This window comes from Colwellia sp. MB02u-9 (assembly GCF_014077085.1).
In the GTDB taxonomy this organism is placed as follows: domain Bacteria; phylum Pseudomonadota; class Gammaproteobacteria; order Enterobacterales; family Alteromonadaceae; genus Cognaticolwellia.
Genome location: NZ_JACGVF010000094.1, coordinates 327,681 through 341,484, shown reverse-complemented (window position 1 = coordinate 341,484; position 13,804 = coordinate 327,681). Strand labels below are relative to the sequence as shown.

12 protein-coding genes are annotated in these 13,804 nt (G+C 40.5%); all 12 read left to right on the top strand.

Annotated elements, in window-relative coordinates; translation table 11 throughout:
* Positions 1–161 precede the first annotated feature (161 nt).
* The 12 genes from fabF to acnD all read left to right on the top strand — a co-directional run bounded on the left by fabF (position 162) and on the right by acnD (position 13,675).
* Entirely contained in the window at positions 162–1,394 is a 1,233-nt protein-coding gene (gene fabF / locus H4J65_RS10110; protein WP_182198038.1) for a beta-ketoacyl-ACP synthase II, read from the top strand.
* Positions 1,395–1,504: 110 nt separating this feature from the next.
* On the top strand, positions 1,505–2,317 hold the full coding sequence (pabC, locus tag H4J65_RS10105; RefSeq protein WP_182198036.1) for an aminodeoxychorismate lyase: 813 nt from the start codon (positions 1,505–1,507) through the stop codon (positions 2,315–2,317).
* Positions 2,318–2,326: 9 nt separating this feature from the next.
* Positions 2,327–3,364, top strand: coding sequence for an endolytic transglycosylase MltG (gene mltG, locus H4J65_RS10100; RefSeq protein WP_259367579.1), 1,038 nt, complete (start codon positions 2,327–2,329; stop codon positions 3,362–3,364).
* A gap of 38 nt (positions 3,365–3,402) precedes the next feature.
* Positions 3,403–4,038, top strand: coding sequence for a dTMP kinase (gene tmk, locus H4J65_RS10095; protein WP_182198034.1), 636 nt, complete (start codon positions 3,403–3,405; stop codon positions 4,036–4,038).
* Between the two features lie 3 nt (positions 4,039–4,041).
* On the top strand, positions 4,042–5,091 hold the full coding sequence (locus H4J65_RS10090) for a hypothetical protein (RefSeq protein ID WP_182198032.1): 1,050 nt from the start codon (positions 4,042–4,044) through the stop codon (positions 5,089–5,091).
* Positions 5,039–5,458 carry a PilZ domain-containing protein gene (locus H4J65_RS10085; protein ID WP_310649932.1) on the top strand — a complete coding sequence of 140 codons (420 nt, stop codon included), beginning with the start codon at positions 5,039–5,041 and terminating at the stop codon, positions 5,456–5,458. Before H4J65_RS10090 ends, H4J65_RS10085 begins: the two co-directional genes overlap by 53 nt.
* Before the next feature lie 143 nt (positions 5,459–5,601).
* Complete coding sequence (locus H4J65_RS10080) at positions 5,602–6,384, top strand: TatD family hydrolase (protein WP_182198030.1); 783 nt, start codon at positions 5,602–5,604, stop codon at positions 6,382–6,384.
* Positions 6,385–6,494: 110 nt separating this feature from the next.
* Positions 6,495–7,724: a nucleoside recognition domain-containing protein gene (locus tag H4J65_RS10075; RefSeq protein WP_182137786.1), complete on the top strand. Its 1,230-nt coding sequence runs from the start codon at positions 6,495–6,497 to the stop codon at positions 7,722–7,724.
* A 276-nt stretch (positions 7,725–8,000) separates the two neighbouring features.
* Positions 8,001–8,681 (top strand): GntR family transcriptional regulator, encoded by a 681-nt coding sequence (locus H4J65_RS10070; protein WP_182137787.1) that lies wholly within the window; start codon positions 8,001–8,003, stop codon positions 8,679–8,681.
* 58 nt (positions 8,682–8,739) lie between these two features.
* A complete protein-coding gene (prpB, locus tag H4J65_RS10065) occupies positions 8,740–9,630 on the top strand; it encodes a methylisocitrate lyase (RefSeq protein WP_182137788.1) in 891 nt (296 codons plus the stop codon).
* A 125-nt stretch (positions 9,631–9,755) separates the two neighbouring features.
* Positions 9,756–10,880, top strand: a complete 1,125-nt coding sequence (prpC, locus tag H4J65_RS10060; protein ID WP_182137789.1) for a 2-methylcitrate synthase — start codon at positions 9,756–9,758, stop codon at positions 10,878–10,880.
* Positions 10,881–11,032: 152 nt separating this feature from the next.
* Positions 11,033–13,675, top strand: a complete 2,643-nt coding sequence (acnD, locus tag H4J65_RS10055; RefSeq protein WP_182198027.1) for a Fe/S-dependent 2-methylisocitrate dehydratase AcnD — start codon at positions 11,033–11,035, stop codon at positions 13,673–13,675.
* The last annotated feature ends 129 nt before the right edge of the window (positions 13,676–13,804 follow it).

Here is a 13,804-nt window from a genome sequence, read left to right as displayed (position 1 = left end):
AAACGAATGTGATTAATTTCAGGCGGTTTAATTACCGCCTGATTTGTTTTTATAGTTTGAAAATATTTACAGCAAACACTTAACTTAAGTCATATTAAGCGCTAAGTGAGCTGAAATTAAACTCCCGCTTTTATTCAATTCTATCGGAGGCAGCACATCTCATGAGACGCGTTGTAGTAACCGGTCTTGGCATGCTTAGCCCTCTAGGCAACAGCCCTGAATCAACCTGGACAAATCTACTACTTGGTAAAAGTGGTATTGCTGACATTACGCATTTTGATACCACTGAGTATCCAACGCGTTTTGCCGGTTTAGTTAAAGGGTTTGATGCAGAAGACTATATGGCTCGTAAAGATGCCAGAAAAATGGATTTATTTATTCAATATGGCGTTGCTGCAGGTGTGCAAGCCGTTAAAGATTCTGGTATAGAAATTAACGAAGAAAATGCCCCACGTATAGGGGTAGCTATTGGCTCTGGCATTGGTGGCTTAGGTCTTATTGAAGAAAACCATGCTAAATTGTTAAATAATGGTCCACGTAAATTGTCACCATTTTTTGTACCTTCTACCATTATCAACATGATTGCGGGTCATTTATCCATTATTTTTGGCTTGAAAGGCCCCAATATCTCGATTGTTACCGCTTGTACTAGTGGTGTACATAATATTGGCCATGCAGCCCGTATGATAGCCTACGGTGATGCTGATGCTATGGTTGCTGGTGGTGCAGAAAAAGCATCAACCACATTAGGTCTAGGGGGCTTTGGTGCTGCACGTGCCATGTCAACGCGAAATGATGCACCACAACAAGCTTCACGACCATGGGATAAAGACCGCGATGGCTTTGTTCTGGGTGATGGTGCGGGTGTACTTGTACTTGAAGAGTATGAACATGCGAAAGCCCGTGGCGCAAAAATTTATGCTGAATTAGCAGGTTTTGGTATGAGTGGTGATGCCTATCATATGACCTCACCGCCGGCTGATGGTGCAGGCGCGGCTTTAGCAATGAAAAATGCCATCAATGATGCGAAAGTTGATATTGCTAAAATTGGTTATATCAATGCTCATGGCACTTCAACACCGACAGGCGATATTGCCGAAACCAATGCGATTAAATCTGTATTTGGTAGTTCAGCTTTTGATGTCATGGTAGGGTCAACTAAGTCTATGACAGGGCATTTACTCGGTGCTGCCGGTGCTGTTGAAGCAATTTTCAGCATTCAAGCATTAGTTAATAATGCGGTGCCTCCAACCATTAATTTAGATAACCCTGATGAAGGCTGTGATCTTGATTATGTTGCGCATACTGCACGAGATGCTAATTTAGATTACGTGTTGTGTAACTCATTTGGTTTTGGTGGTACAAATGGCTCGTTGATCTTCAAAAGAATTTAGTGAACTGTAGAGATTAAAAAGTCACGTTATTACATCAAATGTACTTTTAATTTCATTAGCGCTTGAATTTAAAAGCTTAAGCCTGAATACTGCTGTATTCAGGCTTTTTTATGGCAATTATGGTATTAAGTTTTGTAGACGGAAAAATAGCTAATTCGATATCAATTGATGATCGTGGCCTAGCTTATGGTGATGGTTGCTTTACTACCGCTTTGATTACTGATGGTAAAGTGGCTATGTTGCCAGAGCACCTCAATCGTTTGGCACAGCAAAGTCAGCAACTAGGCTTACCTAAAGTAGCCTTACCTGTGCTAGCAGAAAGTATAAGAAAAATCAGCGTAGGAATTAAGATCGGCATCGTCAAAGTTATTATCACCTGTGGTAGCGGCGGTCGTGGCTATTCGCGCCTTGGTGCAGAGCAAGCTAGGGTAATTATTTCCGTCAGTGATTACCCTAAGTTTTATCCTCAATGGCAAAAACAGGGGATTTGCGTAGGGATTAGTGAGCTAAAGCTCGGTATTAACCCTATGCTGGCCGGTTTAAAACACTTAAACCGTTTAGAGCAAGTTATGTTAAGAGCCGAGCTAGATAGACGCACAGAAGATGATATAGTTGCTAGTGATATTAATGGCAATGTTATTGAATGTTGTAGTGCTAATGTCTTTTGGTTAAAAGCGGGGCAATGGCAAACACCGATATTAAGCACTGCCGGCGTGGCTGGCTTAATGCGGGCGAAAATATTGTTAAATAACCCGAATATTCAACAAGATAATTATCCACTGTCTCAATTAGATAATATCGATGCGATGTTTATTAGTAACGCCATTTTAGGTATAGTGCCGGTTAAGATTTTTAATGGTCAACAATTGGATATTTCACAGGTTAAAAGCATACAAAGCCAATGCCTTAACGTTGAAAGCTAAGATATAAAGATGAAAAGATTTTTTTTAAGCCTGTCGTTGTTGGTTAGAAGAACATTAATGACTTTAGCGGTTTGTGTACTACTCAGTATTTTGGCTGTTATTGGCGTTATGATAATGTCAGAAATGAAAGTTCAGCAGCCACTCGCTATTAAACAAACTGAGTTTTTAACGATTAAGCACGGTACTTCATTTAATGCTTTTTCCAAGCAGTTGGTTGATAAAGGCTGGTTGCAAGAGCGTTTTTGGCTACGCAGTTATGTGAAATTTAATCCTCAAGATAGCAAAATAAAGTCAGGAACCTATCAAGTACAGGCAAACATAAGTACGATAGAACTGCTTGATTTAGTGGTATCAGGTAAAGAACATCAATTTTCTATTACCCTTATCGAAGGTAGCACCTTCAAGCAAGTTTTGGCTCAGTTAGCACAACATCAACATATTACCCATCAACTTGCTAATTTAACCCTAGTGGCTATTGCGAAAAAATTATCCATAGCGCAAGATAATCCTGAAGGATGGCTGTTTCCTGATACCTATGCGTTTACCCAAGATACAACGGATTTGAGCATCATTAAACGTGCATATGAAAAAATGCAAAACGCGTTAGCAGTGCAGTGGCATAATAGAGCTGAAAACTTACCCTACAAAACGCCATATCAAGCACTTATCATGGCGTCAATTATTGAAAAAGAAAGTGGCCGGCACACTGAACATCCTCGTATATCGTCGGTATTTGTTAACCGTTTAAATAAAAAAATGCGTTTACAAACTGACCCAACGGTAATTTACGGTTTGGGTGAACGTTACCAAGGTGATATCACTTACGCTCACTTGCGGGAAAAAACCGCTTATAATACCTATAAAATAAAAGGCTTACCGCCAACACCCATCGCGTTACCTGGTGCTCAAGCGCTGCAAGCCGCATTAAATCCAGAGTTGAGTGACTATTTGTATTTTGTTAGCAATGGCGCAGGCGAACATATATTTTCCAAAAATTTAGCCGATCATAACCGTGCGGTAACCAAGTATCAGCGTAAGAAAAACTAACGTTCACATTTTAATAAAGTATTTTGGATGATTTCAGCATGAAGAAAGGTAAGTTTATTGTTGTCGAAGGCATAGAAGGCGCAGGTAAGTCATCGGCTATTAGCGTTATTGAAGCTGTGTTAAATAAATATAATATCCCTTTTATAAAAACTCGAGAGCCTGGTGGTACGCCATTAGCCGAAGCTCTGCGAGACATTGTAAAATCAGTCAGTCATGATGAAAAGCTAACGCAAGAAACTGAACTTTTGTTGATGTATGCCAGTCGTAGTCAATTGCTAGTGAATAGAATTTTACCCGCCTTAGCAGAAGGTACCTGGGTGATTGGCGACCGTCATGACTTATCATCACGGGCTTATCAAGGTGGTGGACGACAGTTTGACGATGCGATAATGAATGCTATAGCTGATGTTACCTTAAAGGGCTTTACACCCGACTTAACCGTCTATTTAGATATTGCGCCAGAATTAGGTTTAGCTCGAGCACAAGCGCGAGGCGAATTAGATCGGATTGAACAAGAAAAAATTGATTTTTTTCAGCGCGTACGCAACAAATATCTAGCTTTGGCACAAGCGTCAGACAGCACAGATATTATAGATGCGAGCCAAGAGATGGACCTGGTGCACAAAGCTGTAGTCAACTCAGTCGAAGCTTTTATTAATAGTAAACAAGGCTAACAGATGAAAACTTGGTTATTGGCGCTTCAGCAGCAATTGTCTCGACAAATTCACGCAAATAAGCTTCCTCATGCCTTGTTATTTTCTGGTGTTGATGGCGCGGGTCAAGAAGAAATAGCGCACTGGCTGATTAACGTGCTGCTGTGTCAAGACTTAAAACAAGACTGGCCACAAAACAGACCACCAGAAAAAGAAGAAAATTTAAGCCCAGTAAGCCCAGTAAGCCAAGTAAGCCAAGTAAGCCCAGTAAGCAAAGTAAGTGAAGAAACGACCAATGTGCAGCCGTTTATTTTTCAGCCTTGCGGTTATTGCAAAACTTGCAAGTTGTTTACCAATGGCAGTTATCCGGATCATCTGACTATCGTTAATGACAAAAATACCATTGGCGTAGATGCCATACGGAAACTGAGCCAATTTTTTGAGAAAACCGCTCATATCGGCATCGCTAAAACAGCCTTAGTCAATCATGCTGACACCATGACCGTATCAGCAGCTAATGCGTTATTAAAAACGTTAGAAGAGCCAACCTCTCAAAGTTTCATTATGTTAACAACGCATAGCAGTGATGTGCTGTTACCTACTATTATCAGTCGTTGTCAAAAATTTGAAATACGTCCACCGGTCGGCAAAAAACTTTTGGCTGAATATAAAAAACAGGGTAATGATGTTTTTGTAAACCTTAGTCATCTTAGCGAATTAACAGACGAAGCAACTGCCGTTGCGTTTACCGCGTTTCGTGATAAGGTCAAAGACTATTTATGCGCTCATCAACACCGTGCAGAGATATTAACCTTATTGGTTGAACGTCATGATGGCTTTCGTTGGTTGGAAAAAATCTTAGTTAATTTGATGCGTAATCAATGGGGCTGGCCAACAGCAGGACATGAAAATCAACAAGCAAGTGTCATCAATAAACAACAGTTATGGCAGGTATATAATTTAGTCCAAGCGGCCAATATTAAGTTAAAGACATTAGTGCAAGTTAATCGGCAGTTTTTAAGTGAAAAATTACTCACCGATATTAGCCTTGTCGTTGAACAAAAAAATCAATAAAAACATTAATAAAAAAGCCAATAAAAATAGAGGGATGATTTTGAAAAATATTACACTTGATTTTATGTCAGATCGTGATTTATATCAGTCATATATGCCGTTTATGAAAAATGGTGGTTTATTTGTTCGCACCACAGAGCATTATGAATTAGCCACTGATGTGAATTTGCTTGTGACATTACCTGACTCCTTAGAGCCTTCAAAAATTAAAGGCAAAGTTTCTTGGATCACCCCCATTGGCGCGCAAAACGGTACACCTGCAGGCATAGGTGTTAGTTTTTTTGAAGATCCTGACAATATGCGTAGCCAAATTGACAAAGCGATAGGGCATTTATTGAGTTCATCTGAGCCGACCTTATCAATGTAACATGCTTATTTTTATCTAACTAAAATAGCACTATTGAATATTATGCCCATTGAGAATGTTTTTGTGATGTCAGCAACTCATTAATTCAATCGGTATGATAAATACCCAAACTAACCTTTAGCACCTTTGTGCGGAGTAACCCTGTGTTCATAGATTCCCATTGTCATTTAGACCGTTTAAAACTCGAAGATTTTGACAATAATTTAGATAATGTTGTTAATGCGGCCTTGGCAGAAAAGGTTAATACTTTATTGTGTGTTAGCGTTACTTTAGAAGACTTTCCAGCGATGGCAGAAGCAACGGCTAAATATGACAATGTTTGGCTAACCTGTGGTGCGCATCCGCTGAATCAAGCGGATGAAATTGACCCGGCACTATTAACTCGTTTAGCGACCGACCCACGTGTTGTCGCTATTGGTGAAACGGGCCTTGATTATTTTTATGCGCCCGAAACAAAACCAGTGCAGTTAGACTCTTTTCGAAAACATATACACGTTGCTAATCAGCTAAAAAAACCCCTGATTATCCACACTAGAGGTGCTCAAGAAGATACCTTAGCTATGTTAAGAGCAGAGCAGGCGGAAAATGTTGGTGGCATTTTACATTGCTTTACTGAAAGTTGGGAGATGGCTGAACAAGCAATAGCGATGGGTTTTTATATCTCCTTTTCCGGCATTGTTACTTTTAAAAATGCGACTGATTTAAAAGAAGTGGCGAAAAAAGTACCCTCAGACCGTTTTTTAATTGAAACGGATGCGCCTTATTTAGCACCAGTGCCCCATCGTGGTAAACAAAATCAGCCCGCTTACGTAGTTGAAGTCGCAAAACATTTAGCCAGTATTCGTGGTACTTCGGTTGCAGAGATTGCCCGACAATCGAGTGAGAACTTTCATCGTTTGTTTCCTGAAACTATTCCTGTCAAATAGTGCTACTTAAGAGAATTTTTAATACTATGAGTCAAAACTAACCATAACACTATGGCTAGTCTTGTGTGTCATAATATTTATACTAAGAATAAAAATAAAAGAGAGCAGGTTTGTTAAATCGTATTTGGAGCGGATTTTTCTTTGTTGCCTTTATTTCTGCCATAGTGCAATGGCTGGTTTTTGATCAAATTTTAATTTTTGAAGAAATTGTTAACGCCATTTTTGATATGTCTAAGGTAACGGTTGAGATTGCGATTGGCCTGATTGGCATTTTAAGTTTTTGGTTAGGCATGATGAAGATAGCGGAACATGCCGGTATTATCGACAAAATTGCACAGTTTATTTCACCACTATTTGTCCGTCTTATGCCAGAGGTACCCAAAGGGCATCCGGCCATAGGTTCAATGACCATGAACTTGTCGGCAAATTTCTTAGGGTTAGATAATGCGGCTACGCCTTTAGGCTTAAAAGCCATGCAAGACCTGCAATTGCTGAATCCAAACAAAGAAACGGCAAGTGATGCGCAAATACTCTTTCTGGTGTTGAATACTTCCGCGGTAACCTTATTCCCTGTTACTGTTTTTGTTTATCGTGCCCAACAGGGAGCGTTAAACCCGACTGATGTTTTTGTCCCTATTTTATTGGCAACATTTGCCTCAACCCTCGCAGGATTGTTTGCGGTTGCATTTGTGCAAAAAATAAAACTTTATCAGCAAGTTATTTTACTTTATTTAGCGGCAGGCATCGCACTTGTCGGTGGTGTTGTGGTTTATTTCACTACCTTGAGTGCAGAGTTGTTAGCGCAACAATCCTCCTTGATGGGCAATTTACTCATATTCTCCACGCTAATTAGTTTCTTATTCGTCGCCTTAAAACGCAAAGTGAATGTATATGACAGCTTTATTGAAGGGGCTAAACAAGGTTTTGAAACCAGTATAAAAATCATTCCTTATCTGTTGGCCATGTTGTGTGCGATTGGGGTATTTAGAGCCAGTGGCGCTTTAGATATTTTGATTGAAGGCATACGACAGTTAGTGTTGCTTTTTAATGGTGATACCCGTTTTGTTGATGCACTACCTACGGCATTTATGAAGCCCTTAAGTGGCTCTGGCGCTCGTGCTATGATGATAGAAACCATGAATACTCATGGCGCTGATTCATTCGCTGGTCGCTTAGCTTCTATTGTGCAAGGCTCTACTGAAACTACATTTTATGTTTTAGCGGTTTATTTTGGCTCTGTTGGTATTCGTTATAGTCGCCATGCCTTGGCTTGTGGACTTATTGCTGATCTTGCCGGCATTACTGCTGCTATTGGTGTTTGTTATTGGTTTTTTGGCTAACCCTGTCTATTGTCGACACTTGGTGGGCATTGTTAAACATGATAACAAGATGAATTAACGGATGAGTAAATGCGGGTGTATTTTACAAATACGCTTATTTAACATTGGTTTGTTTGTTTTTATTGGTGAGTAATTGTAATATCACTTCACACTATTTCATAGTGTCTACGACTAATGCCTAATGAGTATTGTCGACAATACCCTAGGCTTCACATTGACTATTACTGAAAAGTTGTTATCATAAGCGCCTTGTTTTTATATCTGTCGACAATATTAATGGCGTTAAACAACCCTACAACTCAAGCCGCGGTTACTACGGCAGATAAAGTATTTGAGCAAATGCTACACGCCATTGTTGATGGCACCATCAAATCTGGTAGTAAAATTAGTGAGCCAGAACTAGCTAAAAACTATCAAATTAGTCGTTCAACCTTGCGTGAAGCGCTAAATCGTTTGGAAAAATGTCATTTAATTGAACGTAAAGCCAATGTTGGCTCTCGTGTGGTTGAATGTTCAATTGCTGGGCTGTTAGAAATTTACGTCGTTCGCGAAGCACTCGAAGGCATGGCATGTCGCCAAGCCGCGATAAATATGACTGAAGATGAAATTATTGAAATGAAGGTCATGCTTAAGCAGCATGCAAGTGCCAAGGCATTGCGTGACGGTATTGCCTACTATCAAGAAGAAGGTGATTTAGACTTTCACTATAAAGTGATACTCGGTAGTCATAATCAACAACTCATTAATATCTTGTGTGGTCAGCTTTATCACCTTGTTCGTATGTATCGTTGCCAATTTGGAATGAATAGTCCACGAGCAACTAAAGCGTTTGATGAACATTCTCGCATTATTGAAGCGATAGCTGATCGTGATGGTGAATTAGCCGAAATGCTAATGAGGCGTCATATTGCGGCTTCACGCAAAAATATCGAAAAGAAAATTGCCCAGCAACAATAGCGGCAAGCTGTAAAGTTAATTTAATACAACATATACACGACTAAAAAAGGATAAAGCAATGTCTAAACAATTATCTCCTGGTGCTAAATTTCGCCAGGCTTTAGCAAATAATAAACCCTTGCAGGTTGTAGGTACCGTTAACGCTTATTGTGCCATGATGGCTGAACAATTAGGTCACCAAGCTATTTACTTATCTGGTGGTGGTGTTGCGAATGCCTCTTATGGCTTACCCGATTTAGGCATGACATCATTAAATGACGTTATTGCCGATGTATCACGCATTACTTCAGCTTGTAGCTTACCGCTTTTAGTGGATATTGATACCGGCTGGGGCGGTGCATTTAATATTGCTAAAACTATTCGTGATATGGAAAAAGCCGGCGCTGCTGCAGTTCACATTGAAGATCAAGTAGCGCAAAAGCGTTGTGGCCATCGTCCGAATAAAGAAATTGTTTCTACAGAAGAAATGGCGGATCGCATTAAAGCGGCCGTTGACGCGCGTATTGATAGCGACTTTTTCATTATGGCTCGCACTGACGCCTTTGCTCAGGAAGGTTTAGAAGCCGCGCTTGAACGTGCTAAAGCCTATGTTGCTGCTGGTGCAGATGGTATTTTTGCTGAAGCTATTCAAACTGAAGCGCATTACAGAGCTTTTACTGAAGCGCTTGATGTGCCGGTATTAGCCAATATTACTGAATTTGGCCAAACAGAATTGTGGAATAAAGCTCAGTTAGGCGAGTGGGGCTGCGCCATGGTGCTTTATCCGTTATCAGCATTTAGAGCGATGAATAAAGCAGCAGAGTCTGTTTATAAAACCTTGCTTGCAGATGGTGACCAAAAAACAGAAATCGATAACATGCAAACACGTATGGATTTATATGATTACCTGGGTTACCACGATTATGAGCAAAAGCTTGATGCTTTGTTCTCTGAAGGTAAAAACAAGTAGTTATATCTGTTCTACTTCAACACCTTAAAGTGGAACAGCTATAAGCATTAAAATATATCAATAAGAAACTAAATTTTAACCCTTAACAGTAAATTAATCACTGTTAAGTACTAGGGGAAAGAATAATGAAAGATAAAAAATTATCAGGTGCTGGCTTACGTGGACAAAGTGCTGGCGACACAGCTTTATGTACGGTAGGAAAATCAGGTTCGGGCTTAACTTATTGTGGTTACGATATTGCTGATTTAGCTGAAAATTCAACTTTTGAAGAAGTGGCTTACTTACTCTTCAACGGTGAACTCCCTAATGAAACAGAGCTAGCTAGCTATAAAACTGATTTATTGGCGATGCGTGATTTACCGCAAGCTTTAAAAGCTGTACTTAAGCTGATCCCAAAAGAAGCACATCCAATGGATGTTATGCGCACGGGTTGTTCATTTTTAGGTAATTTAGAACCAGAAAATGATTTTAGTGAACAAAATAAAGCTGCAAACCGCTTGTTATCGGCTTTTCCTGCCATTATGTGTTATTGGTATAAATTTTCACATGAGGGTATAGAAATTGACTGTACTTCAGATGAAGCGTCGCTAGGTGGACATTTTTTACGTCTATTAAATGGTAAAAGTCCGTCTAAACAGCATGAGCGCGTGATGGATGTATCATTAATTCTATACGCTGAGCATGAATTTAATGCCTCTACGTTTACGGCACGTGTTTGTGCTTCAACGCTATCAGATATGTTCTCATGTGTGACCGGTGCTATTGGTACGCTACGTGGGCCACTTCACGGCGGTGCTAACGAAGCTGCAATGGACATGATTGAAAAGTTTAACTCTCCTGCTGATGCCAAAGTACAAATGGCTGGTATGCTTGAGCGTAAAGAAAAAATCATGGGTTTTGGACATGCGATTTACAGCACATCTGATCCACGTAATGTCATCATCAAAGCATGGTCTGAAAAGCTGGCCGCTGAAAATGGTGATACTTCGTTATACGATATTTCAGTAGCCTGTGAAGAGTTTATGTGGGACAGCAAAAAGTTATTTTGTAATGCTGATTTTTTTCATGCCTCAACCTACAATTATATGGGGATTCCAACGAAATTATTTACCCCTATTTTTGTTTGTTCTCGTTTAACGGGTTGGGCGGCTCATGTTATGGAGCAACGTGAAAACAACCGTATTATTCGCCCGTCTGCTGACTACATTGGTGCAGAGCCTCGTAAAGTGCAACCTATCGCTACTAGGTAAGCTAACAGGTAGTTATTACTTAGCATCAATATAAATAAAAGCCTTATCTATGCTGATAGGGCTGCTATAAGCTGCTAGTGATAATGCCGTGTCATTAATTAAATTACTTAAAAAGAGTCTGTTGTACTCTTTTTTACTATGTGGAGTAAGTTATGAATTACGATTACCGCAAACCTTTGCCAGGTTATAAACACAATGGTGTAACAATAGATTTTTTCGATACACGAGAAGCGATTGAAACAATCAGCCCCGGTGCATATAAAACACTACCTTACACTTCACGTGTGCTCGCTGAACAATTAGTTCGCCGGTGTGACCCTGCAACCTTAACTGATTCGCTAAAGCAAATTATTGAAAGCAAGCAAGATTTAGACTTTCCTTGGTATCCGGCACGTGTAGTTTGTCATGACATTCTTGGTCAAACCGCTTTAGTTGATTTAGCCGGCCTTCGAGATGCCATTGCGGATCAAGGTGGCGATCCAGCTAAAGTTAACCCTGTTGTACCCACACAATTAATTGTCGACCATTCACTGGCCGTAGAAGCTGCTGGGTTTGATAGTGAAGCCTTTGAGAAAAATCGGGCAATCGAAGACCGTCGTAACGAACACCGCTTTCATTTTATTGAGTGGACCAAAACTGCTTTTAAAAATGTTGATGTTATCCCCGCGGGTAACGGCATTATGCATCAAATTAATTTAGAGAAAATGTCGCCGGTTATTCAAGCGCGTGACGGTGTCGCTTTTCCTGATACTTGTGTTGGTACTGATTCTCACACACCACACATTGATGCCTTAGGTGTTATTGCTATTGGTGTTGGTGGTTTAGAAGCCGAAACCGTTATGCTGGGTCGTCCATCGATGATGCGCTTACCCGATATTATCGGTGTAAAGCTGACCGGTAAACGTCAACCGGGCATCACAGCAACGGATATAGTATTAGCGATCACTGAATTTTTACGTAATGAAAAAGTGGTGTCTGCTTACTTAGAATTCTTTGGCGAAGGCACTAGAAGCTTAACTATTGGTGATCGAGCGACTATCTCAAACATGACTCCAGAATATGGTGCATCAGCCGCTATGTTCTACATCGATGAACAAACCATTGATTATTTGAAAATTACCGGGCGTGAACCAGAGCAAATAGCACTGGTTGAAACTTATGCTAAGCACACTGGCCTGTGGGCTGATGATTTAGTAGAGGCGCAATATCCACGGGTTATCGAATTTGATTTATCAAGCGTAGGTCGTAACTTAGCCGGTCCTTCTAATCCACATCGTCGTTTAGCTACAGCTGATTTAGCCTCAAAAAATATCGCTAAAGATCTTGCTGCTTGTAAAGTGCAAGAAGCTAACGGACAAATGCCTGATGGCGCGGTCATTATTGCCGCTATTACCTCTTGTACAAATACCTCTAATCCACGCAATGTTGTTGCTGCAGGCCTTATTGCTAAACGTGCAAATGAGCTAGGCTTAGTGCGTAAACCTTGGGTTAAATCTTCATTTGCGCCAGGTTCAAAAGTAGCCAAGCTTTATTTAGAAGAAGCGGGCTTATTGGTTGAAATGGAAAAACTAGGTTTTGGTATTGTAGGTTACGCCTGTACAACGTGTAACGGCATGAGTGGCGCGTTAGATCCAAAGATTCAACAAGAAGTGATTGACCGTGATTTATATGCAACCGCAGTATTATCAGGTAATCGTAACTTTGATGGCCGCATTCATCCGTATGCAAAACAAGCCTTTTTAGCGTCACCACCGTTAGTGGTTGCTTACGCTATTGCCGGAACTATTCGTTTTGATATTGAAAAAGACATTTTAGGTCAAGATCAAAACGGTAACGACATTACGCTGAAAGACATCTGGCCAAGTGATGAAGAAATTGATGCGATTGTTGCCTCATGTGTCAAACCTGAGCAATTCAAAAAAATCTACACACCAATGTTTGATTTAGGCGCTTTTGAGCCCGCTGAAAGTCCGTTGTACGCTTGGGATGAAACCAGTACTTATATTCGTCGTCCTCCTTACTGGGATACAGAGGGACAAGGCGCATTAGCCGGTGAACGTACCATGAAAGGTATGCGGCCATTAGCGGTATTGGGTGACAATATTACCACCGATCATTTATCACCTTCAAATGCTATTCAATTGGACAGTGCTGCGGGTGCCTACTTACATAAAATGGGCTTACCAGAAGAAGACTTTAACTCGTATGCAACTCATCGTGGTGACCATTTAACCGCGCAACGTGCAACATTTGCTAACCCTAAATTATTTAACGAAATGTGTCGTGATGACAAAGGTGAAGTTAAGCAAGGCTCACTCACGCGTATTGAGCCCGAAGGTACTGAATCTCGGATGTGGGAAGCCATTGAAACTTATATGGAACGCAAGCAGCCGCTTATTATTATTGCCGGTGCTGATTATGGTCAAGGTTCATCACGCGATTGGGCGGCGAAAGGTGTTCGTTTAGCGGGTGTTGAAGTGATTATTGCTGAAGGTTTTGAGCGTATTCACCGTACTAACTTAGTGGGTATGGGCGTGTTACCGTTAGAGTTTATTAACGGTGAAACTCGTCATACTTACCATATTGATGGTTCAGAAACTTACGATGTAGTGGGTACGCCAACGTCAGGTGGAGCGATGACGGTAGTCATGACGCGACGCTCAGATAATGGTCAGGACGAAGTCGTTGAGATTCCAGTAAAATGTCGTTTAGATACTGCTGAAGAAGTGTCTGTTTATGCAGCCGGTGGTGTTTTACAAAAGTTTGCCAACGATTTTTTAGAGTCTAATGGCTAAAGGCTTATTTTTGATGATAGTGGCGTTACCTGTACTGAGCTATAAATATAGCGGGTGTACAGCTGTCTTGTGGTCAATAAAAATAATGGCTTTAGATAGTAAAGGTTAATGAAAAATATGAGCAGCAAT